This window comes from Streptomyces chartreusis NRRL 3882, from assembly GCF_900236475.1.
Lineage (GTDB): Bacteria > Actinomycetota > Actinomycetes > Streptomycetales > Streptomycetaceae > Streptomyces > Streptomyces chartreusis_D.
This window is the reverse complement of sequence record NZ_LT963352.1, coordinates 5,769,039-5,793,279: the sequence shown is the minus strand read 5'-3', so window position 1 is coordinate 5,793,279 and position 24,241 is coordinate 5,769,039. Positions and strand designations below refer to the sequence as shown.

The 24,241-nt window shown below is 70.9% G+C and carries 25 protein-coding genes; 17 read left to right on the top strand and 8 right to left on the bottom strand.

All coding sequences use genetic code 11. The features are described 5' to 3' along the window. The first annotated feature begins 2 nt into the window (after window positions 1-2). Window positions 3-905, top strand: a complete 903-nt coding sequence (locus SCNRRL3882_RS26250; protein ID WP_010046885.1) for a ribokinase — start codon at window positions 3-5, stop codon at window positions 903-905. Further along, window positions 902-1,291, top strand: a complete 390-nt coding sequence (gene rbsD, locus SCNRRL3882_RS26245) for a D-ribose pyranase (protein ID WP_010046887.1) — start codon at window positions 902-904, stop codon at window positions 1,289-1,291. Before SCNRRL3882_RS26250 ends, rbsD begins: the two co-directional genes overlap by 4 nt. 185 nt (window positions 1,292-1,476) lie before the next feature. Here rbsD and SCNRRL3882_RS26240 read toward each other — a convergent pair whose 3' ends face one another. Both SCNRRL3882_RS26240 and SCNRRL3882_RS26235 read right to left on the bottom strand, forming a co-directional pair. Next, window positions 1,477-1,980, bottom strand: a complete 504-nt coding sequence (locus tag SCNRRL3882_RS26240; protein ID WP_010046888.1) for a GNAT family N-acetyltransferase — start codon at window positions 1,978-1,980, stop codon at window positions 1,477-1,479. 75 nt (window positions 1,981-2,055) lie between these two features. Beyond that, window positions 2,056-2,880 (bottom strand): prolyl oligopeptidase family serine peptidase, encoded by an 825-nt coding sequence (locus tag SCNRRL3882_RS26235; RefSeq protein WP_010046889.1) that lies wholly within the window; start codon window positions 2,878-2,880, stop codon window positions 2,056-2,058. Between the two features lie 226 nt (window positions 2,881-3,106). Here SCNRRL3882_RS26235 and SCNRRL3882_RS26230 point away from each other — a divergent pair, with 226 nt between their 5' ends. Both SCNRRL3882_RS26230 and SCNRRL3882_RS26225 read left to right on the top strand, forming a co-directional pair. After that, on the top strand, window positions 3,107-4,264 hold the full coding sequence (locus SCNRRL3882_RS26230) for an AAA family ATPase (RefSeq protein WP_050810326.1): 1,158 nt from the start codon (window positions 3,107-3,109) through the stop codon (window positions 4,262-4,264). Between the two features lie 14 nt (window positions 4,265-4,278). Further along, the gene (locus SCNRRL3882_RS26225) at window positions 4,279-5,916 is read left to right on the top strand and encodes a VWA domain-containing protein (RefSeq protein WP_010046891.1); all 1,638 of its coding nucleotides are present in this window, start codon (window positions 4,279-4,281) and stop codon (window positions 5,914-5,916) included. Between the two features lie 586 nt (window positions 5,917-6,502). Here SCNRRL3882_RS26225 and SCNRRL3882_RS26220 read toward each other — a convergent pair. Both SCNRRL3882_RS26220 and SCNRRL3882_RS26215 read right to left on the bottom strand, forming a co-directional pair. Further along, window positions 6,503-7,306 (bottom strand): sugar phosphate isomerase/epimerase family protein, encoded by an 804-nt coding sequence (locus tag SCNRRL3882_RS26220; protein ID WP_010046892.1) that lies wholly within the window; start codon window positions 7,304-7,306, stop codon window positions 6,503-6,505. A 44-nt stretch (window positions 7,307-7,350) separates the two neighbouring features. Next, complete coding sequence (locus SCNRRL3882_RS26215) at window positions 7,351-8,283, bottom strand: bifunctional helix-turn-helix transcriptional regulator/GNAT family N-acetyltransferase (RefSeq protein ID WP_010046896.1); 933 nt, start codon at window positions 8,281-8,283, stop codon at window positions 7,351-7,353. A gap of 214 nt (window positions 8,284-8,497) precedes the next feature. Between SCNRRL3882_RS26215 and SCNRRL3882_RS26210 the strand changes: the two genes are divergently transcribed. Beyond that, window positions 8,498-9,070: a dihydrofolate reductase family protein gene (locus SCNRRL3882_RS26210; RefSeq protein WP_010046898.1), complete on the top strand. Its 573-nt coding sequence runs from the start codon at window positions 8,498-8,500 to the stop codon at window positions 9,068-9,070. A 204-nt stretch (window positions 9,071-9,274) separates the two neighbouring features. On the opposite strand, the gene SCNRRL3882_RS26205 is transcribed toward SCNRRL3882_RS26210, so the two are convergent. Beyond that, window positions 9,275-10,324, bottom strand: a complete 1,050-nt coding sequence (locus SCNRRL3882_RS26205; protein ID WP_010046900.1) for a LacI family DNA-binding transcriptional regulator — start codon at window positions 10,322-10,324, stop codon at window positions 9,275-9,277. A gap of 313 nt (window positions 10,325-10,637) precedes the next feature. Between SCNRRL3882_RS26205 and SCNRRL3882_RS26200 the strand changes: the two genes are divergently transcribed. The 5 genes from SCNRRL3882_RS26200 to SCNRRL3882_RS26180 all read left to right on the top strand — a co-directional run bounded on the left by SCNRRL3882_RS26200 (window position 10,638) and on the right by SCNRRL3882_RS26180 (window position 16,755). Next, a complete protein-coding gene (locus tag SCNRRL3882_RS26200) occupies window positions 10,638-11,789 on the top strand; it encodes a Gfo/Idh/MocA family protein (protein ID WP_010046901.1) in 1,152 nt (383 codons plus the stop codon). Next, window positions 11,786-12,937: a dihydrodipicolinate synthase family protein gene (locus SCNRRL3882_RS26195; protein WP_010046906.1), complete on the top strand. Its 1,152-nt coding sequence runs from the start codon at window positions 11,786-11,788 to the stop codon at window positions 12,935-12,937. The genes SCNRRL3882_RS26200 and SCNRRL3882_RS26195 overlap by 4 nt, the downstream gene beginning before the upstream one ends. A gap of 35 nt (window positions 12,938-12,972) precedes the next feature. Continuing rightward, a complete protein-coding gene (locus SCNRRL3882_RS26190) occupies window positions 12,973-13,770 on the top strand; it encodes a sugar phosphate isomerase/epimerase family protein (protein WP_050810327.1) in 798 nt (265 codons plus the stop codon). A gap of 383 nt (window positions 13,771-14,153) precedes the next feature. Continuing rightward, window positions 14,154-15,986 (top strand): glycoside hydrolase family 3 protein, encoded by a 1,833-nt coding sequence (locus tag SCNRRL3882_RS26185; protein WP_010046910.1) that lies wholly within the window; start codon window positions 14,154-14,156, stop codon window positions 15,984-15,986. Between the two features lie 112 nt (window positions 15,987-16,098). After that, on the top strand, window positions 16,099-16,755 hold the full coding sequence (locus tag SCNRRL3882_RS26180; RefSeq protein WP_040904183.1) for a hypothetical protein: 657 nt from the start codon (window positions 16,099-16,101) through the stop codon (window positions 16,753-16,755). Window positions 16,756-16,872: 117 nt separating this feature from the next. Here the strand turns inward: SCNRRL3882_RS26180 and SCNRRL3882_RS41365 are convergent, their stop codons facing one another. Genes SCNRRL3882_RS41365 through SCNRRL3882_RS41355 form a run of 3 tightly spaced genes read right to left on the bottom strand, consistent with a single transcriptional unit; the run spans window position 16,873 to window position 17,784 of the window. Then, a complete protein-coding gene (locus tag SCNRRL3882_RS41365) occupies window positions 16,873-17,112 on the bottom strand; it encodes a hypothetical protein (protein WP_029181659.1) in 240 nt (79 codons plus the stop codon). Between the two features lie 6 nt (window positions 17,113-17,118). Then, window positions 17,119-17,547, bottom strand: coding sequence for a hypothetical protein (locus SCNRRL3882_RS41360; RefSeq protein ID WP_029181660.1), 429 nt, complete (start codon window positions 17,545-17,547; stop codon window positions 17,119-17,121). A gap of 60 nt (window positions 17,548-17,607) precedes the next feature. Further along, entirely contained in the window at window positions 17,608-17,784 is a 177-nt protein-coding gene (locus tag SCNRRL3882_RS41355; protein ID WP_197709816.1) for a hypothetical protein, read from the bottom strand. Between the two features lie 495 nt (window positions 17,785-18,279). On the opposite strand from SCNRRL3882_RS41355, the gene SCNRRL3882_RS26170 reads away from it, so the two are divergent. The 7 genes from SCNRRL3882_RS26170 (at window position 18,280) to SCNRRL3882_RS26140 (ending at window position 23,371) form a co-directional block, all read left to right on the top strand. Next, a complete protein-coding gene (locus tag SCNRRL3882_RS26170; protein ID WP_029181661.1) occupies window positions 18,280-18,942 on the top strand; it encodes a hypothetical protein in 663 nt (220 codons plus the stop codon). Continuing rightward, the gene (locus tag SCNRRL3882_RS26165) at window positions 18,942-19,973 is read left to right on the top strand and encodes a hypothetical protein (RefSeq protein WP_078602964.1); all 1,032 of its coding nucleotides are present in this window, start codon (window positions 18,942-18,944) and stop codon (window positions 19,971-19,973) included. Before SCNRRL3882_RS26170 ends, SCNRRL3882_RS26165 begins: the two co-directional genes overlap by 1 nt. A gap of 22 nt (window positions 19,974-19,995) precedes the next feature. Then, a complete protein-coding gene (locus SCNRRL3882_RS26160; RefSeq protein WP_040904187.1) occupies window positions 19,996-20,295 on the top strand; it encodes a hypothetical protein in 300 nt (99 codons plus the stop codon). Window positions 20,296-20,351: 56 nt separating this feature from the next. Continuing rightward, the gene (locus SCNRRL3882_RS26155) at window positions 20,352-21,629 is read left to right on the top strand and encodes a putative T7SS-secreted protein (protein ID WP_102514867.1); all 1,278 of its coding nucleotides are present in this window, start codon (window positions 20,352-20,354) and stop codon (window positions 21,627-21,629) included. A 125-nt stretch (window positions 21,630-21,754) separates the two neighbouring features. Beyond that, window positions 21,755-22,084 carry a hypothetical protein gene (locus SCNRRL3882_RS26150; protein ID WP_010046923.1) on the top strand — a complete coding sequence of 110 codons (330 nt, stop codon included), beginning with the start codon at window positions 21,755-21,757 and terminating at the stop codon, window positions 22,082-22,084. 313 nt (window positions 22,085-22,397) lie between these two features. Beyond that, window positions 22,398-22,733 (top strand): hypothetical protein, encoded by a 336-nt coding sequence (locus tag SCNRRL3882_RS41895; protein ID WP_231911175.1) that lies wholly within the window; start codon window positions 22,398-22,400, stop codon window positions 22,731-22,733. Then, window positions 22,730-23,371 carry a hypothetical protein gene (locus tag SCNRRL3882_RS26140; RefSeq protein ID WP_050810325.1) on the top strand — a complete coding sequence of 214 codons (642 nt, stop codon included), beginning with the start codon at window positions 22,730-22,732 and terminating at the stop codon, window positions 23,369-23,371. The genes SCNRRL3882_RS41895 and SCNRRL3882_RS26140 overlap by 4 nt, the downstream gene beginning before the upstream one ends. The last annotated feature ends 870 nt before the right edge of the window (window positions 23,372-24,241 follow it).

The window sequence follows — 24,241 nt, the reverse complement described above, 5'->3', positions numbered from 1 at the left end:
TCATGTACGACTACGACCTCCTGGTCGTGGGGTCGGCCAACGCCGACCTCGTGATCGGTGTCGAGCGCCGGCCCGGTGCCGGCGAGACCGTGCTCGGCTCCGACCTGGCCGTCCACCCGGGCGGCAAGGGCGCGAACCAGGCGGTCGCGGCCGCCCGGCTCGGAGCCCGTACGGCGCTGCTGGCCCGGGTCGGCGACGACGCGTACGGCCGGCTGCTGCTGGACTCGCAGCGCTCGGCCGGCGTGGACACGGTGGGTGTCCTGGTGGGCGGCGCGCCGACCGGGGTCGCGCTGATCACGGTCGACCCGTCCGGGGACAACAGCATCGTCGTCTCGCCGGGTGCGAACGGCCGGCTGGCCCCGGAGGACGTCAGCGCCGCAGGGTGCCTCTTCCAGGGCTCCCGGGTGGTGTCGGCGCAGTTGGAGATCCCGCTGGAGACGGTGGTGGAGGTCGTACGGAACCTGGCGCCGGAGAGCCGTTTCGTGCTGAACCCCTCGCCGCCGCGGCCTCTTCCGCAGGAGGTGCTGGCGGCGTGCGATCCGCTGATCGTCAACGAGCACGAGGCGAAGGTGATCCTGGGCTCGGCCGCGGTCGGGGACAGCCCGGAGGACTGGGCGCGGATCCTGCTCGCGAAGGGGCCGCGGTCGGTGGTGGTGACGCTGGGCGCTCAGGGCGCGCTGGTCGCCTCCGCGGAGGGCGTCTCCCGGGTGCCGTCCGTGAAGGTGAGCGCGGTGGACACGACCGGCGCGGGTGACGCGTTCACCGCCGCGCTGGCGTTCCGGCTGGGGGCCGGTGAGTCCCTCGCGGAGGCGGCCGCCTACGCGGCACGGGTCGGGGCGGTGACCGTGACGAAGGAGGGCGCGCAGGCGTCCTTCCCCACGGCGGCGGAGGTCGCTGCGCAGTGAAGAAGGCCGGAATACTGAACCGTCACCTCGCCGGTGCGCTGGCCGAGCTGGGCCATGGCGACGGGGTGCTGGTGTGCGACGCGGGCATGCCCGTACCCGACGGCCCGCGGTTGGTCGACCTGGCCTTCCGGGCCGGGGTACCGGCGTTCGCGGAGGTGCTGGAGGGGCTGCTGGCGGAGCTGGTCGTCGAGGGGGCGACGGCGGCGACGGAGGTACGGGAAGCGAACCGGGAGGCTTCGGAACTCCTGGCCGGGCACTTCCCGTCGCTGGAGCTGGTGTCGCACGAGCGGCTCAAGGAGCTGTCGGCCGGGGCCCGGCTGATCGTCCGCACGGGTGAGGCACGGCCGTACGCGAACGTGCTGCTGAGGTGCGGTGTCTTCTTCTGAAGCCCGGAAAGGTTTCGAGGGGGCCCGGTCCGTCGACCGGGCCCCCTCGGCTTTTCCCCTCCCGTCAGGAACCCCCGCGATCCCCCCGGATCCCCCTCCAGAAGTCCTGACACCAAGTACGACCCGCACAGGGCGGAAAGGGTTGCACGGCGGAGTAAGAAATTCTTGCCGGATTTTCGGAAAGATCACCGCGCGGGCCGGGTCAGCACGCGGGTGAGGCCGCCGTCGTCCTCCTCGACGTCCCTGACGTGCGCGAACCCGATCCGGCCGAGCAGGCGCAGCGAGGCCTCGTTCTGCGCGGCGACGGTGGCGTGCACCTCGGTCAGCCCGAGCGTGTCGAAGCCGTACCCGACGAGCGCCTCCGCCAGCTCCGTCCCGAGCCCACTGCCCCAGGCCTCCGGGGCCAGGGCATAGACGATCTCGTGACCGTCGACGACGTCCGTCCGCTTGATCTCCGCATGCCCGACCAGTCGCCCACCGCGCCGGACCGCCCACACGTCGAACAGGTCCTGGGCGTACACCTTGGTGAAGATCCGTCCGAACAGGGCACGGTCGTCAGCCTCCGCCGCCGGGCCGTCACCCATCCACCGGGAGACCCGGGTGTCCTGGAAGAGGGCGACGAAGGCCTCTTCGTCCTTTGGGGTGTAGGCGTCGAGGAGGAGGCGGGGCGTTCGCAGGCTCGGGGGCACGGGCGGCGACGCTAGCGGCGCGGGCAGCGGGGCCGCAATCCATTTGCCGGCCGTCGCCCTTCGAGCGGCTCGTCCTCAGCGGCTGAGTCGCCGGCGGAACCACCGCGTCAGGACGTCGTCGACGGCCCGGGCGGCAGGCAGCTGCGGAGCCGGTTCCAGGCCGGGTTCGGCGGCCAGCGGGTGCGCCAGGTCCGGCACGGTGATCAGCTCGACCTCGTCCGGGCGCGCGTACCGCTCGCGCAGTGCGTCGACCAGGGCGGCGGCGTCCGTGCGGAACTCCGGGTGGTCGCGCTCCCCGCTGACGAGCAGCAGCGGCGGGTGGGCGGTGAGGTCTCCGGCACGGGCGACGAAGTCCAGTTCGTCGGCGGCCCCACGGGACTCCTCGGTCCACCGGTACACCTGTCCGGTGAGGTCCTGGACGCGTTCGACGGCGGAGCGTATCCGCACGGCGGGGTTGACCAGGGCGACCGCCCGGACCGGAATCCGCCGCGTGGTGAGCACCCGCAACGCCACGGCTCCGCCGAGCGAGGCGCCGAGGAGACCGACCGGCCCGTCGTCGACGGGCAGTTGCTCGCGCAGCGCGGCGAGCGCGGCCGGGAACTCGTCGGCGGCCTGACGGGCGAACGGGGCCAGGAAGGACAACAGCGCGTCCTCGCGGGCACGTCGGAGGGCGGCGTCGACACGGCCGTCGACCATCCGCGCGCCACACATCGGCATGCCCAGGTGGATCCGCCAGGCGGGCACCCCGGTCATGGGCAGGGCGGCCGCGAACGCCGCGTCCGTGCGCGGCGCGTCCAGCATGTGCCAGGTCACGAGCAACGGCGCGGGACCGTCGGCAGCTCCGGCCGGCGGGAGCGCGGTGAACGGAACTCCGGCCGCGGTACCGGTGATCGTCTCCATGACTCTCCCTGTCTCCCTCGGGTCGGGGAGGGCGAGCGTAGACGGCTCGACGGAGGCGACGGCCCTGCTTCTGCCCAGGGCAGAGGCGTCCGGCCCGCCGTAATCACCGTCGGCCGCCTGCCACTTCGGCATAGCTTTGGGGGGACGGGCCGTCCCGGCAGCCCGGCAGGGGCGCGCAGGCGAGGAGTTGAACGTGGACGCGGAGGACACCGCCAAGAAGCTGCGGATGATCGGCGACGAGATGTCGGAGCGGTTCTACGAGCGGGCCGACGTCGTGCGGACGCTGGTCGTGGCGCTGCTGGCCGGGCAGCACTCGCTATTGCTCGGTCCGCCCGGGACGGCGAAGTCCGAGATGGCGCGGGAGCTCACGGGCCGGATCGACGGCGCGGCCTACTGGGAGATCCTGCTGTCGAAGTTCACCGCGCCGACGAGGATGTTCGGTCCCATCGACGTCGCCGCGCTCGCCCGGGGCGAGTACCGCCAGGTCTACGACGGCCGCGCCACCACCGCGCACGTCGCGTTCATCGACGAGATCTTCAAGTGCTCCACGGCGGCGCTGAACGAGACGCTGGGCTACCTCAACGAGCGGATCTACCACCCCGAGAACGGCGGCGAGCCGATCCGCTGCCCCCTGATCGGGGCCATCACGGCGAGCAACGAACTGCCGAGCGAGGACGACGCGGCGGCGATCTACGACCGGCTGCTGGTGCGGATCGAGGTCGGGTACCTGGAGAACCCCTCGAACTTCGCCGAGCTCGTACGGTCCGCCGTCCGGCGGCCGGCGGCGCCGGCCAGGACCACCGTCGAACTGGCCGCGCTGCAGCACGCCGTGACCGAGGCCGTCCCGGCCGTGGACGTCCCGGACGCGATCGTGGACGCGGTGTGCACGCTGCGCTCCGCCCTGCGCCGCAGGGAACTCGTCGCCTCCGACCGCCGCTGGCGGCAGGCGGTGGGGCTGCTCCAGGCCTCCGCGTACCTCGACGGGCGCCCGGCGGTCGACGAGACCGACCTGTCGATGCTGACGCACGTGCTGTGGGACTCCCCCGCCGACCGCCCCACCGTCGAGCGCGAGGTGCTGCACCTGGTCAACCCCGACGCCAAGGAGGCGCTCGACCTGGCCGACGCCATCGACGAACTGGAAGCGCAGCTCGACGCCATGGCCGGGCAGTCCCGCGAGGCGCTGAGCGACTGGGTCATCAAGAAGGCCCACAACAAGCTCGCCACGGCGGGCAAGCGGCTGGAGAAGCTGCGCGAGGAGGCGGTGAGCGCCGGCCGCTCCACCGCCGCCATCGACCGGGTCACCGGCCGCCAGCGCGCCGTCCGCGCCCGGGTCCTCACCGAGGCCCTCGGCATGGACGCGAGCATGGTGCAGGCGCAGCTCTGAACGCCGGGGTGACCATGGACGGGGCTTCGAGCGGGCCGGACGAACTGGACGGACTGAACGAACTGGCGAGCCTGGCCGGGAAGTGGCTGGGGCTGTCCTCCGCCGTTTTGGGGCGGCACACGGCGGCCGTGGTCGCGGACCGGTTCGACCGGATGACCTGGCGCGACACCTACGAGCAGTCGGCCGCGCTGCGCGAGCTGGCCCGGGAGCTGGAGGCGCGCCACGACCACGCCACGGACCTCCTGACCGACGTGTTCCTGGCGGCCTACAAGGCCGGCCCGCGGTTGCGCGAGCCCGCCGAGATGGATCCGTCCCGGCTGGTCGACCACCAGGTCGTCACCGCGCTGGTGGAGTCACCCGGGTTCACCGAGCTGCGCCGGGAGACGGCGGGTGACCCCTACGCCGCCGCCATGGCCGTACTCGCCCAGGCCGCCGCGCTGCGGGGGCTGCTGGAGCGCACCCGGCAGGCCCGGGAACAGGCCGGGCGGGCGGGGCAGGGGCAGCAGGACGCCGAAGAGGCGGCGTCCGTCGCGGCCGAGGCGCTGCGGCAGGCCGCCGAGGAGGCCGGCCAGGACGGCACCGTGCCGGCTCCGGCCGCCGACGCCGTACGACGGGCGGTCCGGACCGCCGAAGCCGCCGCGGCCGCCGCACGGCAGGCCGCCCAGGACGCCGCCCGGGCCCTCGGGACGTCGGCCGCCGCCGTCCGGGCCGGTGCGCGGAACGCGGCGGCGCAGGCCGCCGAGGCCGTGCGGCAGGAGTCCGCGCTGCTGCGGGCGTGGGGCGTCGGCCCGGGCGAGCTGGAACGGATGCCGTTCGACCAGCGCGCCCGGCTCGCCGAGCGGCTGCGCACAGGCCGGCTCGCGGAGTGGGCCGAGCTGATCGGCCGCTTCCGGCAGATGGCCAGGGGCGAGCGCGCCCGCAGGGTGGAGAACGCCGCCGGCGAACTGGTCGGCGTCACGCTCGGCGACGACCTCTCCCGGGTCATCCCCTCCGAGTTGGCGGGCCTCGGGGTGCCCGAGCTGCGTGCGGTGTTCGCCGTGCGCTACGCCGCCGGGGAGCTGATGCTCTACGACAGCCAGGGGGAGCAGGCCACCGGCCGGGGCGCGATCATCGCGTGCGTGGACACCTCGCACTCGATGTACGAGGCCGGGCCCGGCGGGATCACCCGGGAGGCGTGGGCCAAGGGGTGCGCACTGGCGCTGCTGGACCAGGCCCGCGAGTCGGGGCGTGACTTCGTCGGCATCCTGTTCTCCGCGCCCGGCAGGATCCAGGTCTTCCGCTTCCCGGCCGGCCGGTCCGCCGGCACGGGCCGGGTCCTGGACTTCGCGGAGACCTTCCTGGGCGGCGGCACCAGCTACCAGACGCCGCTGTCAGCGGCCGGCGAGCTGCTGGCGGACGAGTTCGGCGACACCGCCCGCAGGCGCGGCGACATCGTGATGATCACCGACGACGACTGCGGTGTCACCGAGGAGTGGATGCGCGGCTGGAACGACGCCAAGCACCGGCTCGGCTTCCGGGTGTTCGGCGTGGTCGTCGGTGCCCCGCGCGTCGGCGAGGCCGGCTCGGTGCTGGAGGCGCTGTGCGACAACCTCCGCTCCGTCGAGGACCTCACCGACGTCCACGCCGCCGCCGATCTGTTCCGCGTGATCTGACCGCCCGGGCGGTTGCCGAGCGATCAGGGCTGCCTCGATGCGGCCGAGCCGCCTGTGCCGAGTCCCGGTCGGGGGTGGCGCCGCGTTGCGGTCGAGCCACGCGTGCACGAGCCAGGTCGGGGTCGCCGCGGCGTGACCGAGCTGCCCGTGACAGAGCCAAGTCAGGCCCTCCGGGCCGCGAGCACCCGAGCCCGATCAGGGCTGCCGGGATGGGGTCGACGAGCCGCCCCGCGCCCACGGTGGTCAGAGCCGCCGCAATTCCGACCGAGCCGCCTGTGCCGAGTCCCGGTCGGGGGTGGCGCCGCATTGCGGTCGAGCCACGCGCGCCCGAGCCAGGTCGGGGCCGCCGCGGCGTGACCGAGCTGCCCGTGACAGAGCCAAGTCAGGCCCTCCGGGCCGCGAGCACCCGAGCCCGATCAGGGCTGCCGGGATGGGGTCGACGAGCCGCCCCGCGCCCACGGTGGTCAGAGCCGCCGCAATTCCGACCGAGCCGCCCGGGCCCGGTCAGGGGCTGCTGCAATGCGGACGGCCGTCCGTCCCCGAGCCCGGTCAGGCGCTCCGCGGAACAGACGCGGCCCCCCCCCTGTCACGCCGAGTCGTTCAGCAAACGGCTCAGATGCTCGCGGCCCGCCCCCAGCAGGCCGGGCAGTTCGGCGGCCGACTCGTACCAGCGCTTCTCGTACTCCCAGCACAGCCAGCCGTCCCAGCCGTGCCGGGAGAGGACCTCCACGCACTCGGCCAGCGGCAGGACGCCCGCGCCGAGCGGCAGCGGGGTCGTGTCCTCGGCGGAGGCGATGTCCTTGACCTGGACGTAGCCGAGGTGCGGGGAGAGGGCCGCGTAGGTCTCCGAGGGCTGTTCGCCGCCCAGCCAGGTGTGCATCACGTCCCACAGCGCGCCCACCTGGCGGTGGCCGACCAGACCGAGGACGCGCATGGCGTCGGCGGCGGTGCGGTGCGAGTCGTGGGTCTCCAGGAGGATGCGGACGCCCAGGTCGCCCGCGTACTCGGCGGCCGTGCCCAGCCGCCTGGCGGCCGTCGCGTCGGCCTCCTCGGGCGTCTGGACGTCCAGGTCGCCGCCGGGGAAGACCCGGATGTACGGGGCGTCGAGGTCACGGGCCAGGTCGAGGAGGGATCGGATCTCGGCCAGGACGGGCTCGTCGTCGCCCGGCGCGGCGACCCGCGCGTAGCCCGCCAGGCCCAGGATCTCTACGCCCGACCCCTTGAACTCGGCCGCGACATCGGCCCGTTCGGCGGAGCCGAGGCCGGGGTGGACCGGTTCCTCGGGGTGGGCGCGCAGCTCCACGCCGTGGTAGCCGTGCGTGGTCGCGAGCCGCAGGACGTCGGGCAGGGGCAGGCCGGGGACACCGAGGGTGGAGAACGCCAGCTTCATGTGGACGGACCCTACCCGGCGGCCCTGCCGACGACTCCCCTTCGTCACTCGGGTGTTGCGAGAAGATCCAGTCGCCAGTCCTGGCCGACCAGGTCCTGCCCGAAGGAGCGGTGCGGTTTCTCCGCGACCAGCACGAAGCCGTGGCGCTGGTAGATGCGGCGGGCGGCGGCGAGGATGTCGTTGGTCCACAGGACGACCTCGCGGTAACCGGCCTCGCGCGCGAAGGCGACGACGGCCCCGACCAGCCGGTCCCCGATACCCAGGCCGCGCGCGTCCGGCTCGACGAGCAGCAGCCGGAGCCGGGCGGCCCCCGGCGCGTCGTCCCGTACGCACATCACGCACCCCACCGGCCGGCCGTCCAGCTCGGCGATCCACGTCCGCTCCAGGTGCGGGTCGTGGTCTTCGGCGTACTCGGCGACGATCCGGGCGACCAGACCCTCGTAGTCGAGGTCGAAGCCGTACTCGGCGGCGTACAGGGCGGCGTTGCGCTGCACGATCCAGCCGAGGTCGCCGGGGACGGGGTCGCGCAGCACGACGTCCTCCGGTCGCGGCGCCCGGCCCTCACCCAGGATCGTCCGGACGGTCCGCAGCGCCTCCGCCAGCCGCGGCCGGTCCTCGGCGCGCACGGTGCCCAGCATCGCCCCGACCGTCTCGCGCGCCCGCTCGTCGAGGAGCGCGGCGGCCTCCCGGCCACGCTCGGTGAGGGTGATGCGGCGGCGGCGCGGATCCGTCTCGGACGGCCCGCGCTCGACCAGGCCGTCCTCCTCGAACTTGTTCAGGATGCGGCTCAGGTACCCGGCGTCCAGGTGCAGCTGGGTCCGCAGGTCGGCGGCGTCCGTACGCGGCGCGTGCGCGAGTTCGTAGAGCACGCGGGACTCGGTGAGGGTGTAGGGCGCGTAGAGGTGGCGGCCGTAGTCGAGCGCGCCGATGACGTTCGTGTAGAAGCGGTTGAAGGAGCGGATGTCCTGGACGGTCATGACCACGACCCCCGATGGTTGACTCAGTCAGAGATTCCCGTGGGAGAGTCTAGACGTCCAGGACAGCCGGGACCAGACGGGGCGACGGCCGATGAGTTTCTCCGTGATCCGCAGTCAAAGACCACGATTGGTGCGCCGCGGCTGCGAGTGTGGTGGAAGCGCGCACAGACTGATTCTCTTGCGAACCGGACACGAGACACCGAAGGAACCTCAGATGCGTACCCTGATCAGCACAGCTTTCCTCTCGCTCGACGGCGTCGTGGAGGCCCCGGGCGGCGAGCCCGGTTACCGGAACTCCGGGTGGACCTTCAAGGACATCGAGTTCCTCCCCGAGGCATTCGAGATCAAGGGCCGGGAGCAGAAGGAAGCCGCCGCGATGCTGATGGGCCGGACCAGCTACGAGGCGTTCAGCGCGGTGTGGCCCGACATGGAGGACTTCGCCGACTACAAGGTGATGCCGAAGTACGTCGTCTCCACCACCCTCACCGAGGACGACCTGGTGTCGAACTGGGGCGAGACGACGATCCTGCGCTCGCTCGACGACGTCGCCGCTCTGAAGGAGACCGAGGGCGGCCCGATCATCGTCCACGGCAGCGCATCCCTGAACCAGGCCCTTTCGGACGCCGGCCTGATCGACCGTTACCACCTGCTCGTCTTTCCGCTCCTGCTCGGTGCGGGCAAGCGGCTCTTCAGCACCACGGACAAGGACACCCAGATGCTGAAGCTCGTCGAGCACGAGGTCTACGGCAACGGTCTGCAGAAGAACGTCTTCGACGTCGTGCGCTGACATCGGCGTCCGCGACTCCGAGCGAGCAGGGGGACCCCACCCGCACCTTCGACTCCTGGAACACCACCGGCCGCAGCGGGACTGCGCATCGAGCGGACGGCGGAGGCGGGGCCGGGCGGAGGTGCCCGGTCTGTTCGGGCTCACCGGGGTGCAGGCGTGGACCGCCGCGTCCGCAGGTCCGCACGCAGGGAAGCAGCGCCGAGGTCAGGAAACCCGCGGCACCCCGGAGGACCCCCGCACCATCAACTCCCCCCGCACCGAGGCGATCCCGCCGGGCGGCGCCTCCTCCCGCCCCATCGCGATCCGCCCGGCCCGCGCCCCGGCCTCCGCCAGCGGCAACCGCACGGTCGTCAGCGAGGGCACCGCGTCGATGCTGAACGGCAGATCGTCGAACCCGGCCACCGACACGTCCTCCGGGATCCGCAGCCCGGAGTCCCGCAGCGCCGCACACGCCCCCAGCGCGACGGAGTCGTTCGCGGCGACGACCGCCGTCAGCGACGGGTCGCGCCGCAGCAGTTCCAGCGTCGCCTCGTAACCGGACCGCCGGTCGTACCGCCCGTGCACCGTCCACCGAGGGTCCTCCTCGATGCCGTGCGCGGCGAGCGCGGCCCGGTGCCCCTCCAGCCGGTGCCGGGTGGTCGTCCGTTCCTCCGGGCCCGCGATGTAGCCGAGCCGCCGGTGCCCGAGCCCGATCAGGTGCTCGGTGAGTTCCTGCCCGCCCCCGCGGTTGTCGAAGGTCAGCGCGATCGCGCCGGTCTCCGGCGCCGGCGGCCGCCCGCACAGCACCACACGCGTCCCGGCGTCGGTCAGCTTGCGCACCTTCGCGTCCATCGCCGCCGTGTGCGCCGCGTCCTCGATCGCCCCGCCGGTCAGCACCACGGCCGCCGCCCGCTGCCGCTGCAACAGCGTGAGATACGTCAGCTCCCGCTCGGGAGAACCCCCCGTGTTGCAGACCACCGCGAGCCTCTCCCCGCCCGCGCGACCGCCCGGCCCGCCGATCTCGGCCTGGATCGCGCTCGCCATGATCCCGAAGAACGGGTCGGCGATGTCGTTCACCAGGATCCCGACCAGGTCGGAGGTGGCGGCGGCCAGGGCGCTCGCGGGCCCGTTGAGCACGTAGTCCAGCTCGTCCACGGCCTTCAGCACCCGCTCCCGGGTGGACGCGGCCACGGGGTAGTTCCCGTTCAGCACGCGCGACACCGTCGCGGGCGAGACCTGCGCGCGGGCCGCCACGTCCGCCAGGGTCACCGTCATCTCGTCGTCCTCCGGTCGCGCATCTCGTCGTCCGCCCTCGTACACATACAGAGTCGCCCTCGTACACATACAGACCTGTGGCCTTGGTTCCGATGGAACCGAGGCCCTGGCTCCGATGGACCTATGGCCATGGTTCCGAGCAGACCTTAAGCCCCCGGCCCCCGGTCGTTCGCCCCCTCGAACAACTCGTCCTGGTCACGGTCTTGTCCGGACCGCGGTTCAGAGGCTAGCTTCTTCCTGTATAGAAAGCGCTTGCTGTACCGCTCACCAGTCGGGCGTACGCGGCGCGACGACCGCGTACGAAGGGAACGACGTGACACGCAAGACGGTGCGTATCGCCATGAACGGCGTGACCGGGCGCATGGGCTACCGCCAGCACCTGGTCCGCTCCATCCTCGCCCTCCGTGAGCAGGGCGGCCTCGACCTCGGCGACGGCACCGTGCTGTGGCCCGAGCCGATCCTGGTCGGCCGCCGTGAGCACGCGCTGAAGGCGCTGGCCGAGCAGCACGGCCTGGAGCACGTCTCGACCGACCTGGACGCGGTCCTCGCCGACGAGACGGTAGACATCTACTTCGACTCCCAGGTCACCTCCGCCCGCGAGGAGGCGCTCAAGAAGGCCATCGCGGCCGGCAAGCACATCTACACCGAGAAGCCCACGGCCACCGGCCTCGACGGCGCCCTGGAGCTGGCCCGGCTGGCGAACGAGGCCGGCATCAAGCACGGCGTCGTCCAGGACAAGCTCTTCCTCCCCGGCCTGCTCAAGCTGAAGCGCCTCATCGACGGCGGCTTCTTCGGCCGGATCCTGTCCGTGCGCGGCGAGTTCGGCTACTGGGTCTTCGAGGGCGACTGGCAGGCCGCGCAGCGCCCGTCCTGGAACTACCGGGCCGAGGACGGCGGCGGCATCGTCGTCGACATGTTCCCGCACTGGGAGTACGTCCTGCACGAGCTGTTCGGCCGGGTGAAGTCCGTCCAGGCCATCGCCACCACCCACATCCCGCAGCGCTGGGACGAGAACGGCAAGCCCTACGACGCCACGGCCGACGACGCCGCCTACGGCATCTTCGAGCTGGAGGGCGGCGCCATCGCCCAGATCAACTCCAGCTGGGCCGTGCGCGTCAACCGCGACGAGCTCGTCGAGTTCCAGGTGGACGGCACGGAGGGTTCGGCGGTGGCCGGCCTGCGCAACTGCCGCGTCCAGCACCGCTCGGCCACGCCCAAGCCGGTCTGGAACCCGGACATCCCCGCCACCGAGGTCTTCCGCGACCAGTGGCAGGAGATCCCGGACAACGCCGAGTTCGACAACGGCTTCAAGGCGCAGTGGGAGCTGTTCCTCAAGCACGTCTACGCCGACGCCCCCTACCACTGGGACCTGCTGGCCGGCGCCCGCGGTGTCCAGCTCGCCGAGCTGGGCCTGCGGTCCTCGGCCGAGGGCCGCCGCCTCGACGTACCGGAGATCGCGCTGTGACGATCCGACTCCCCGACGCCACCGGCGGCCTGCGGACGTACGAGCCCCGCACGGAGCCCCTCGCCCTGACCCCCGGCACCCCCTTCACCTCCCGCACGGTCTTCTCGGCGGCGCACGTCGTCGCCGACCCGTACGCGGACGTGTCCCCCGACTCGCCCGCCGCGGTCGACTGGGACGCCACCCTCGCCTTCCGGCGGCACCTGTGGTCGCACGGGCTGGGCGTGGCCGAGGCCATGGACACCGCCCAGCGCGGCATGGGCCTGGACTGGGCGGGTGCGGCCGAGCTGATCCGCCGCAGCGCCGCCGAGGCCAAGGCGGTCGGCGGCCGGATCGCCTGCGGTGTCGGCACCGACCAGCTCACGGCCGGTTCACCGGCCGAGGTCCGCGCGGCCTACGAGGAGCAGCTCGCGGTCGTGGAGCAGTCCGGCGCGCAGGCCATCCTGATGGCGTCCCGGGCGCTCGCGGCAGCCGCCTCCGGCCCGGAGGACTACCTGGAGGTCTACGGCCACCTGCTCCGCCAGGCCGCCGAGCCGGTCGTCCTGCACTGGCTGGGCCCGATGTTCGACCCGGCGCTGGAGGGCTACTGGGGGTCGAGCGACCTGGACGCCGCCACCGACACCTTCCTGGACGTCATCGCGGCGCACCCGGACAAGGTCGACGGCATCAAGGTCTCGCTGCTGGACGCGCAGCGCGAGATCGACATCCGCCGCCGGCTGCCGCAGGGCGTGCGCTGCTACACGGGCGACGACTTCAACTACCCCGAGCTGATCGCGGGCGACGAGAAGGGCTTCAGCCATGCCCTGCTCGGCATCTTCGACCCGCTGGGTCCGCTGGCGGCGGAGGCGGTCCGGGTCCTGGACACGGGCGACGTGCGGGGCTTCCGCGACCTGCTCGACCCCACGGTCGAACTCTCCCGCCACCTCTTCCAGACACCGACCCGCTTCTACAAGACGGGCGTGGTGTTCCTGGCCTGGCTGGCCGGCCACCAGTCCCACTTCACGATGGTCGGCGGCCTCCAGTCGGCCCGCTCCCTCCCGCACTTCGCGAAGGCGTACGAACTCGCCGACGGCCTCGGCCTGTTCCCCGACCCGAAGCTGGCGGAGGAGCGGATGAAGAACCTGCTGGGCGTGTACGGGGTGGACCAGTGAGCACCACGGAGCTGGAGCGCTTCTCCATCAACCAGATGACGGTGAAGCAGCTGTCGATGCCGGAACTGGTGGACGAGTGCGGCCGGTTGGGCGTCCGCAACGTGGGCCTGTGGCGCGAGCCGGTCCAGACGTACGGCCTGGAGGCCACGGCGAAGCTGGTCCGGGACGCGGGTCTGACGGTGACGACGTTGTGCCGGGGCGGCTTCTTCACGGCGATCGACCCGGCCAAGCGCGCGGAGGCCCTGGCCGACAACCGCCGGGCGATCGACGAGGCGGCGACGCTGGGCACCGACACCCTGGTCCTGGTCTCGGGCGGCCTCCCGCCCGGCTCCAAGGACCTGCACGGCGCCCGCGAACGCATCGCGGACGCCCTGGCGGAACTGGGCCCGTACGCGGAACGGCACGGCGTCCGCCTGGCGATCGAGCCGCTCCACCCGATGTACGCCTCCGACCGCTGTGTGGTGTCGACGCTGGCCCAGGCCCTGGACCTGGCCGAACGCTTTCCGGCGCACCAGGTCGGGGTCACCGTCGACACGTACCACATCTGGTGGGACGACACGGCTCCCGCGCAGATCGCCCGGGCGGGTGCGGGCGGCCGGATCCACACCTTCCAGCTCGCCGACTGGACGACTCCGCTCCCCGAGGGCGTGCTGACCGGCCGTGGCCAGATCGGCGACGGCTCGATCGACATGCGGGAGTGGCAGCGGTACGTGCAATCCGCCGGCTACACCGGCGCCATCGAGGTCGAGCTGTTCAACGACGGGCTGTGGGCGAGGGACGGACGGGAGGTGCTGGCCGAGACGGCGGCGCGGTTCGTCGAGCACACCCTCTGAAGGTCGAGCGCACCCTTTGAAGGGAGAAGTGGCGGCTCATCCGCCCCGTTGAACCCCTGGTTCACCTCGCCTACCGACTTCCGGAAATCCGGCCCGGGCCGGGAACCCGGCCCGGACTCCCGTCGTCCAATCGCAGGCCGCCGGAGAGTCACCACGGTGCGGTGTCGGCCCTCGCTGCTGGCTGCGATCGCTGACCACCCTCTCCGCCGTACCGCGGCCGGCGGCACCGCCGCCATCGGCGCGTCCCCCTCCAACCGCGCCGGTGGCGGCCCCTGTGCAGTTAGTGTGCATTCCCTTGACTGGCAGAAACTTCCCGGTTACTGGTGACCTCTTGGAAGTTTCCTTCAGCGGATCCGAGCGGATCACCTCCGGAAGGAGCGCACGTGCACGACACCGGCACGGGAAGCACGGGAAACACCGCACAGCCCTCCAGACGCACCGTCCTCGCCGCCACGGCCGGCGCCGCCGGCGCCCTCGCAGCCGGGCCCGCGTACGCCGCGGACGCCCCCGACGACAAGCGACTTGGCGCCCTCGTCTCGCGCATGACGCTGGAGGAGAAGGTCGGCCAGCTCTTCGTGATGCGGGTGTACGGCCACTCCGCCACCGCCCCCGACCAGGCCGACATCGACGCCAACCTGAAGGAGATCGGGGTCCGTACGGCCGCCGAGCTGGTCGCGAGGTACCGGGTCGGCGGCATCATCTACTTCGCCTGGGCGCACAACACCCGCGAGCCGCACCAGATCGCGGATCTGTCCAACGGCATCCAGCGGGCCTCCCTGGAACTGCCGCGCGGGCTGCCCGTGATCGTCTCCACCGACCAGGAGCACGGGATCGTCGCCCGGGTGGGCAGGCCCGCGACGCTCTTCCCGGGCGCCATGGCCGTCGGCGCGGGCGGGTCGCGGTCCGATGCCCGGAACCTCGGGCGGATCGCCGGGCGCGAGCTGCGGGCGATGGGCATCCGGCAGGACTACTCCCCCGTGGCCGACGTGAACGTCAACCCGGCCAACCCGGTCATCGGCGTACGGTCCTTCGGTGCCGACCCGCGGGCGGTGGCCGCGCTGGTGGCCGCCGAGGTCGCCGGGTACCAGGGGTCCGGGGTGGCGGCGACCGCCAAGCACTTCCCCGGGCACGGGGACACCAACGTCGACAGCCACACCGGCTTCCCGACCATCACGCACAGCCGGGAGCTGTGGGAGAAGCTGGACGCACCGCCGTTCCGGGCGGCGATCGCCGCGGGCATCGACTCGATCATGACCGCGCACCTGATGGTCCCGGCCCTCGACGACTCCGGCGACCCGGCCACCCTCTCCCGCCCGATCCTCACCGGCATCCTGCGTGAACGGCTCGGCTACGACGGGGTCGTGGTGACGGACTCCCTCGGCATGGAGGGCGTGCGGACCAAGTACGGCGACGACCGGGTGCCGGTGCTCGCACTGAAGGCGGGCGTGGACCAGCTCCTCAACCCGCCGGACCTGGACCTCGCCTGGCACGCGGTCCTGGATGCCGTGCGCAGTGGCGAGCTGACCGAGGCGCGGCTCGACGAGTCGGTCCTGCGGATCCTGCGGCTGAAGACGAAGCTGGGCCTGTTCCGCGCGCCGTACGTCAGTCAGGCCGGTGTCGACCGCGTCGTCGGCACCCGGGCCCACCTGGCGGCGGCCGACCGGATCGCCGAGCGGACGACCACCCTGCTCGTCAACCGGGGGCGGCTGCTGCCGCTGTCCCGGCGCCGGTACCCGAAAGTGCTGGTGGTCGGGGCCGATCCGGCCTCGCCGTCGGGGACGACCGGACCGCCGACCGGGGTGCTCGCCGCCGCGCTGACCGGGCTCGGGTTCACCGCCACCGCCCTGTCGACCGGGACGGCCCCGTCCGCGGCAACCATCGCCCGGGCGGTCGCGGCGGCACGGGACGCGGACGCGGTGGTGGCGGCGACGTACAACGTCACGGCGGGCAGCGGCCAGCAGACGCTGGTCGAGCAGCTCGTGGCGACGGGGAGGCCGGTCGTGGCGGTGGCGATCCGCAATCCGTACGACGTGGCCCGGCTGCCCTCCGTGCCGGCGTGCCTCGCGGCGTACTCCTGGACCGACGTGGAACTGCGGGCCGCCGCCCGGGTGATCGCGGGACGGGTGGAGCCACGCGGCACACTCCCGGTGCCGGTGCAGCGGGCGGATGATCCGGAGCAGGTGCTGTACCCGATCGGGTACGGGCTGACGTACTAGACGTACGTCACGGACCCGGCGCACCACCCCCAAGGTGCGCAAACCGTCCCATGTGCCTGGCGTGCGCCCGCCGCGCGGGCCACGCTGGGCCAGGGAGCTCGGGGGGACGGCGATGCAGGTGAGAAGTTCGGCGGGGGTGGTGTGGGGGCTGCTGGCGCTGGTCGGTGTGCTGCTGACCGGGTGTCAGAGCCCCTCCGCGGGTGTCGCGCAGGACGGCCGGCCGGGCGGGCCCGCGTCGGGGACGGCGACCGGCGGGTCGCCGCCGGTGACCCGGCCGTCCGGGTACGGGGCGGTGTTCCTCGCGGTCGACGAGTGCAGTTCGTTCGGCACGACGAGCTTCACCGAGGTGCCGTGCGCCGGCGAGCGGGCGGCGGCCCGGGTCGTGGCGCGGCACGACGGCACGGTCCGGGACGGGCCGCGCTGCCCGGCGACCACGGACTTCGTGCTGCACATCAGCGAGCAGCGGCCCTCGTCCGACGAGGACGGCGACGGGGCGGTGCCGCAGGGCTACGCCTGCATGCGCAACCTCCAGCCGCCGCACCCGGGCGACCCCGGCGGCGGGGGCGGGCCGCGCACCATCGTCGGCGACTGCGTCTACAGCTCCGGCGACGGACAGGTCCGCGAGGCCGCGTGCGACGGCAAGGGCAGGCAGGAGCCGGAGTACGAGGTGACCGACGCCGTCGTCAGGCGCTCCGACTGCCCCGTCTCGACCGCCCTGTACGTCCGGCTCGGCGGCGACCGGCCGGTGGGGTGCGCCCGGCCGCTGTGAGAGTCGGTCGACGGGACAGGGCAGACACCGGCCAGTCGGCAGCAAGACGGCCGATGATGAGGCACAGCCGGTGGCCGTGGTGTGCCTTACGGCAACGAACGAACTCAGGACCTGGCTTTATGGGCGATTGAATTTCACGAGCTGCCCGAGCTGGGCCTTGCGCTGGTCGGAGAGGAAGTCGGGCAGCCGCACCAGCGTGGGAGCGGTGACGGTCTCCTTCAGCTTCTGGAACCGCTGCCAGTCCCACGTGGGGAAGCGGTTGTGGTTCTCGTCGAAGGGATAGTCGACGACGAAGCGGATGTTGCCCGTCATGCTGGGGACGAACTGCTCGTCGGAGAGCCTGCCGGCGTCGGCCACGTTGCCTTAGACGAACTCCACGGTGCGCTTCGTGCCCCGCCAGACGATCTCCCGCTTGTCGAAGAACTCCCCCTCCGTGACGTCGAGGAGCTTCCACAGCTGCTCGCGCACCCACACCCTGCGCGGCCCCTCCTTGTCCTCCCCTTCCACCCGCTTGAGCAGCGGCTCGATGTCCAGGTCGGACAGGTGCAGCGAGAAGACGGGATCTCTGCCGCCCTCGCTGCGCAGTTCGGTGGGGAACTCGCCCTGCAGGACCTTCATGCGCTCGACGACCTTCTCGCCGACGGGCACGGTCCGGGAGTGCACGGAGCCGTGGTTGAGGGCGGCGAGCCGAGCGCCCGTGAGCCGGCGCAGGGCCGGCACGTCGGGGGCGAGCGCGGCGAGCAGCAGCGTCTTCACGAAGCGGTCGTCGGCGAGGAAGTCGGCGTTGGTCACGTCCCGGCCGTACTTCTTCAGCAGGATCTCGCGCGCCTTGGCGTAGAACTTCTCGGCCGCCTAGGACTCGTGCGCCAGCTCGTCGGTGAAGGCCGCGCCGGTGCCGTCGACCAGGACGTCCCACAGATCACCGAGCGGAATGAGCTTGCCGAGCGGGGCGTCCGCGTTCTTCTCCAGCAACTGCTGGACGAGCTTGAGGCCGCTGCGCTCGCGCTGGAGCGCGCCGGACAGCGCCACGAGGACCGTTCGGCAGGCTTGACTTCCGTGATTGCCAGAAGAGCTCCTCCACGATGATCTGCGGATCCTCGACGCGCCGGATGAAGGTGTAGATCAGCCAACCGTTTCCGTGGTCGAAGAGGAGGATGCGGGCCCCCTTCGGCTTGCCCGACTCCGCCACGTGGCGTTTGGCGGCAACGACATCACGAATCGGAGACAGTCCGCCTGTGCACACTGCGCAGCCGAACCTCGATGTCCCTGTCGCGGTGCAGCAGCCCGTTACGGGATGTCTCCCATCCGGGGCCCCTGGGGCTCGCGTTCGACCGGTACGGCCGTGTTCACAGACTTCGTTGCGTTACGAAACGGTGACCATGCGACCCTTTCGCCAGCGGTGGCTTCTGTGGCGATTTGCCCGGTTGGATGGCCGGGCTTGACGTAAACCAAACTGGTGCCACCCAAGTCACCTGGATACCGTTGGCAGGCTCATGAGAACCCTCGCCCCACCGGGAGTCATTCGTGAACGGCCGCCCCACCTTGCTCGCAGCCGCTGCGCTGACCGCTGTAGCGGCCCTGTCGCTGTCCGCCTGCGGGGGCGGTGACGACAACTCCAAGGGCAATGACAAAATTGCGGGAGCGGACGCGGGGGACGAATCGGCGTCCTCGGCTTCGCCGAGCCCCAGCGCCCTGGACACCGCCAACCGGCCGGACATTGCGGTACCTGAAGACATGAAGAGCATCTTCGAGGGCTGGAAGACCGGGGATGCCGCGAAGGACGCTGCGCTGGCCGACGCCGAGCGGGCACTCAACTCGGTTGACGACGCGATCGCCCGAGGCGACACAAAGTCGAAGGCGCTCGCTTTCTACTACCAGGACGATGCACTCATCAGTGAAGTCAAGTGGGTCCAGGCATGGCTTGACGCGAACATCTCCTGGAAAGGGACCATCCGCTATTTCGACCCACAGGTGACGCTTCGCGACAAGAACACAGCCGTCGTCATCTATTGCGCGGACGACAGTAAGGCATACAACAAGGACCGAAAAACCGGCAAGGTGGATAAGACCCCAGCCAGCGACAGCCCCTACGTTCTTTACAACACTCGCTTGGAGAAGAACAACGAGGGCGTGTGGGTGACCACAGGCCTGAACACAAAGAGGGGGCACGAGCGTTGCGGAGGCTGATGACACCAACCCGGATCGGAACCACTGGCCTTCTGGCTCTGATTCTGGGAGGACTCCCGAATGCCGCATGGGCAACACCGGGACCCGCTCCTTCCGTAACCGAAGTCGACTCCGACACATCGGGCAAGGTCGACGGTGCCGCCCTCTCGGCGTCCGCTGGAGGCGTGATTGTCTTCGACCGCTCGAAGAACGGCAGTGGCGAGTCGGCCGGGGCCGTCACATCGACCACGTCATGGAATCCGCCCGCCTGCTACTACGCTCCGAAGTACACACCCAAGGAAATCGAGTCGCAGATGCGGCAGGTGTGGGAGAGTAGTGCGCCCAGTCCCGAGTGGTCCCTGAAGACCAAGAACTACTTCGTCAAGGGCAAGCCCTACAAGGACTTCAACAAGGACAAGGAGGGCGAGGGCTACTGGTGGGACGCGTACACCACCGAAGGGCACGAGGCGGACCCCGCGGCCCAGGACTGCGACGAGATGCCTTTCTGGGTCGACAAGGGTGACGCGCCGCCGGCTGAGGTTCCGCAGGCCATCACGTCCGAGATGCTGGCCCAGCTCGCTTACGCCGAGATCCGCGTCCCGTCGACGAAGGTCGAGCTGGCTCCTGAGGGCACCACGAAGGTGAACCTGCCGACGTGGGCGTGGCTGGACACGGCGGAGTTCAAGCCGGTCTCCGTCACCGCGCGCGTGCCCCTCCTCGGCATTGAGGCGACGACCACCGCTGAGCCGGTCGCGCTGAAGATCACCCCGGGTACGGACGACGCAGTCACCTACCCCGCCTCCGGCGCATGCCAGAACGCGGACGGCTCCATCGGTGAGCCCTACGCCAGGGGCAAGGCCGGTCAGACCCCGCCATGCGGCGTGAAGTACCTCCGGTCGTCCGGCGACGGCTCGTACAAGCTGCAGGCCACCGTCACGTGGAAGATCCAGTGGACCGGCACCGGCATGAACGGTGAACAGACTCTGCCGGACGGCACGTTCGGCGCCGAACAAGACGTCGTGGTTCAGGAGATCCAGGCCGTCAACCGCTGACGGTCGCACACGGGGAGTGAGCATGTCCAAGGGGTCGGATCTCCAGGTCGACTTCCACCTGCTGTCCACGAGCGCGAAGCAACTCCGCGACATTCGCGACGAGTTCAACGGCCTGGGCGAATGGAAGAAGGACGTCAGGGCCGTCGTCGGTGACGCCCGCGTCCAGGAGGCCATGGGCGATTTCGTGGACAACTGGGACAAGAACCGCAAGCGCCTGATCAAGGAGATCGAAGAGGTCGGAGAGATGGTCGAGACGACGCGCGACGCATTCAAGGGTCTCGACGACGATCTGGCCAACGCCACCAAGGGGAAGAAGAAGTAGCGACTTGGGCCCCGACCGACCGACGGCGCTCGTTACTCCGCACGGGGGAATCTTGCATGGCACGGCCGACTGACTGGTCTCCGCTCGCCGAAGCGGATCCTGTTCCTGGTGACCCGGACGGGATCCGCGACGAGGTCACGCACATGAAGAAGATCGCCAAGAAGCTCCGTGATCAAGCGGCAGCCATGCAGGCGATCGCCGACAGCGATGGCCTGAAGGGGAAGTACGCGGACAAGATCGGCGAGAAGGCGCGCGGACTGTCCAAGCGGCTCGATCTCGCCGAGGACCGTTACCGGGAAGTCAAGGGGCACCTCGACGGCTGGGCGGACGACATGGAGACCGCCCAGAAGAAGGCCGACCGGGCTCTGCAGGACGCCAAGGACGCCCAGCGAACCCTGGACGCCCATAAGACGGATGACACGAAGGGCGGCACGAAGAAGGACTCCGACAAGGGCGGAGCGTCCGAGGATCCTGCCGTCAAACGAGCCGAGGAAGACTTGGAGGAGGCACGCCGGAAGCTGAACTCGGCGGTGTCCTTCTATGACGAGCGCGCGGACCACTACGCGAGCAAGATCCGGTCGTCGATCGATGATGACATGGAAGACAGCTGGTGGAATGACTTCAAGGCCGCGGTGGGCGACGCCGACTGGCTGGACACGCTGGCCGACAAGCTGAGCGACATCAGCACCGTCTGCGGCCTGCTCGCGGTCGTCTTTCCGGCGCTTGGCCCGGTGGCAGCAGCACTGGCCGGCATCGTGGCGCTCATCCACGTGATCCAGGCGGTCACTGGAAACGGGTCCTGGTTCGATGTCCTCATGGACGTCACGGCCCTGAAGATGATGCGCAACGGCACAAGGGCGGCCAAGGCAATCAAAGGGCTGCAGAACCGGTCCCGGACCATCTCGCAGGGCCTCGCCAAGCAGAAGAGGGCGACGGAGTCCATGCGCGCGAGCGCGGCACGGCGATCAGCCGTCCGAGGAAGAGCTTCCCGTCTGCATCGCAGCTTGGACGTACAGCGGGGCCGGGCTGCGGCGACCCGGGTGCGTAATGAACCCCTGCCGGAGGTGACCAAGCAGGAGGTCAGCAGGACGACCTTCGGTGACCAGACGATGGCCAAGCAGATGAAGGACATCCGGCGCTGGCGGGACGAGCATCCCGACAGCCAGGAACTGCGTAATGTCGCCGGTGAAGCAGAGCGCCAGCTAGGTGTGCACCGAGCGTCCTGGCTCGTGGGTACAGGCCTCGACCTGGCTGACAAGGGCGGAGAGAGGATGACGGACGAATACGAGCGCACGAAGGACAACATGACGGCACCCGTGGGGTCGCAATGGTGAGGTTCAAACCGCCGAGGCGGAGTCCAGGCGCCGCGGAACCCTCACAAGCCGGGTCGGCGTCCTCCGGCCCGGAGGCCAGGGACGAGTTCCGCAGCGGGCAGAGGGCGCGCATCGGCCTCATCGCCGTGGCCGCCGTCATCATCCTGTGGTTCCTCAGCTCTGATGAACAACTTGGCGGTTGGCGCGTCCCCACACTCCAGGCATGGGCTCTGGATCTCGCCGCGGCCACCCCGCTGCTGGCCCTGATCCGCTTCCCGGGCCGGCAGGCACGGGAAGAGACCGCGACGCTGGAGTTCGAGCTGAAACTGCTCAGCGGCCTCTACGCCTTCTTCGCCGTCGTCGACATCTTCGACGACACAGGCGCCCCGCTGGCCGCTCTGCCCGCCGTGCTTTTCGGCGTCGCGGTCTTCGCAGGCATCTGGTACACGAACAGGCAGGCACGCACTCGTGGCTGAGCCCACCTCCCCACCCACCGGCTACAGGCTTGTCCTGCCCTCGGACTGGGTCCAGATCCCCCTGCGTACGGGTGACACCGAACGGACGGTCCGTGACGTCGTCGCCGCGGCCTTCGCTCGCGTACCGGCTGATGTACCACGCGACAAACCCACCCCACTCCGGCTGGAGTTGGAGCGTCGGCTGCTTTCCGCCGTTGCTGACGCCCGCAGGGCCAAGGCACTGGAACTGTATCTGCCGATGCGGTTGGCGGGGGAAGTGAATCTCGGCGCGTCGATCATCGTCTCCGAGACCCAAGTGCCCTCTCGTTCCAGCGTGAACGCTGCGACCGCTTCGGCGTCCGACTCCGCCGAGATCGCCGGGCAGCTCATGTCGCGGGACGACGGCACCGATCTCGACCTGAGCAGCGGGGAAGTGGACGGTGCACTCGCCGTGAGGCGTGAGCGGATCGTGCCCGCCGCAGCCGATCGAGGACTGGAGCTGGCCAGCCGGAGGGTCGACTACCTCGTGTCCGTGCCCGGCGACCCAGGCCGTTGGTTCCTGGCCGCCTTCTCCACCATTGGAGCCGGCAACCCGCAGGACGACCTGGCCGACGCGCTCGTCGAGTGGTTCGACGCGCTGATGGCGACCTTCCGATGGAGCTGGGCGTGACGGAGAACTGGGTGGATCTGGAGCACGAGTTCGATCTCGTCATCGACTACGACGCGAGCCTGTGGCTCGAAATTCCACCCCGTTGGGACGCGGAGTCATGGAGTGATATCGACTCCTGGGCAAGCGAGTGCGCCGAGTTGTTCTGCCGGTCACACGCCCAGGACCCGGGCGAGTCCGGGATTGCGTTTCTCGCGGGTACGCTGCGTCGCTGCGCGGACGCCTTCGCGCCGGAACGGTTCGACACCCGGGCTCTGCTGCATATCGCCTCGCCGACGACTATGCCCCTGCCTGTCTTCGCCGCAGTGCGGCCTGCAGAGGAGGAAGGCGAACGCGAGGCGGCACTGCGTGCCCTGGTGCAGGCAGATGATCCGGACGCAGTAGAGCCTCCGGTCGTCGAGATGTTCCACACGGAGAATCTCGGGGAGGGCGTGCGCGCACTGCGGTACGTGCGCCAGGACGACGCCCCGGAGGTGCTGGCCGGGCTGAGGTACGCCTGGCACGACGATGAGATCGATACGGATACGGTCCTGTGGACCGCCACAGACGACGTCGGTCAGGTCATCCGGGCTGCGAAGGACATCGAGAAGCTGGCGCACAAGATCCAGATCCGTATCTGGGACGTGGACCCGGAGGACTAAAGCGCGGCCAAGTTGCCGCGGCCCGGTGCGTATACGGTCAGTTCAGGCAGACCAGGCAAGAGCGGACTACGAGGGGCTTCCCTTGAGGCAGCACTTGCGCGATGGGCGGGGGCGGCTCGTCGTACATGGGGTGGCGAGGCGGCCCTTGTCAAAGTGCCGTTGGAGATCGCCACCCCCTATCACGTCCGTACGAAGGGGCTGGTCGGGCGAGATCGCGCCGACAAGACGCCCCTGCTCCCCCCGGCCAACAGCGTTCACACCTCTCGCAGGTGGGCCACACTCCCGCACTCGGCCCTTGAGGACCGTCATCCCGCGTTCCCACCTGATCCCCTCGGCGATCACCCGTGGCCAGCATCGCCGGCGTGGGCGTCCTACCCGATGTTCGAGAACGTCCCTCAGTACGGCCTTGCCGCCGCCCCTGGCCATCAGCCGCTCCAACTCCCCGCTCATGTCCCTCCCGGCCTGCGGCCGGCTACCCGGCGGAGCCGGCCGGTCACCCGGACCCCGCACGCCATACTCCTTCCTGCCAGCTTGGGCGAGACGGGAGAGGCGAGAGGGACGGGTGTGCGGAGCCGGGCACGGTCAGCCGGTTTTCCGCGCCGCGCCCGGCTGCGGGCTTCCGTGACGGCGGGTCCTCAGTGGCGGCTCCTCACAGGTAGGTCACCTGTGCACGAAGACGCACTCGTGCCGGGGAATGACCTGGTAGTTGAGGAAGCCGCCTGACACGTGGGCGACGCCTCCCTTCGGGTCCTGCTCCCGGTATCCGGTCACGCGGACACCGCCCGCCGGGCCGCGGCTTCGACGGCGCGACTGGGTGCCGACATGCGAACCGCCCCCGGCCCGTAGGCCGAGGGGCGGTCGAGTGCGGGC

Bases quoted from the DNA above. Each gene is read 5' to 3' on its own strand.
- SCNRRL3882_RS26250 (WP_010046885.1), top strand. From the start codon at position 3: ATGTACGACTACGACCTCCTGGTCGTGGGGTCGGCCAACGCCGACCTC.
- SCNRRL3882_RS26235 (WP_010046889.1), bottom strand. From the start codon at position 2,880: ATGGAGACGATCACCGGTACCGCGGCCGGAGTTCCGTTCACCGCGCTC.
- SCNRRL3882_RS26230 (WP_050810326.1), top strand. From the start codon at position 3,107: ATGATCGGCGACGAGATGTCGGAGCGGTTCTACGAGCGGGCCGACGTC.
- SCNRRL3882_RS26225 (WP_010046891.1), top strand. From the start codon at position 4,279: ATGGACGGGGCTTCGAGCGGGCCGGACGAACTGGACGGACTGAACGAA.
- SCNRRL3882_RS26220 (WP_010046892.1), bottom strand. From the start codon at position 7,306: ATGAAGCTGGCGTTCTCCACCCTCGGTGTCCCCGGCCTGCCCCTGCCC.
- SCNRRL3882_RS26215 (WP_010046896.1), bottom strand. From the start codon at position 8,283: ATGACCGTCCAGGACATCCGCTCCTTCAACCGCTTCTACACGAACGTC.
- SCNRRL3882_RS26210 (WP_010046898.1), top strand. From the start codon at position 8,498: ATGCGTACCCTGATCAGCACAGCTTTCCTCTCGCTCGACGGCGTCGTG.
- SCNRRL3882_RS26205 (WP_010046900.1), bottom strand. From the start codon at position 10,324: ATGACGGTGACCCTGGCGGACGTGGCGGCCCGCGCGCAGGTCTCGCCC.
- SCNRRL3882_RS26190 (WP_050810327.1), top strand. From the start codon at position 12,973: ATGACGGTGAAGCAGCTGTCGATGCCGGAACTGGTGGACGAGTGCGGC.
- SCNRRL3882_RS26180 (WP_040904183.1), top strand. From the start codon at position 16,099: ATGCAGGTGAGAAGTTCGGCGGGGGTGGTGTGGGGGCTGCTGGCGCTG.
- SCNRRL3882_RS26165 (WP_078602964.1), top strand. From the start codon at position 18,942: ATGACACCAACCCGGATCGGAACCACTGGCCTTCTGGCTCTGATTCTG.
- SCNRRL3882_RS26160 (WP_040904187.1), top strand. From the start codon at position 19,996: ATGTCCAAGGGGTCGGATCTCCAGGTCGACTTCCACCTGCTGTCCACG.
- SCNRRL3882_RS26155 (WP_102514867.1), top strand. From the start codon at position 20,352: ATGGCACGGCCGACTGACTGGTCTCCGCTCGCCGAAGCGGATCCTGTT.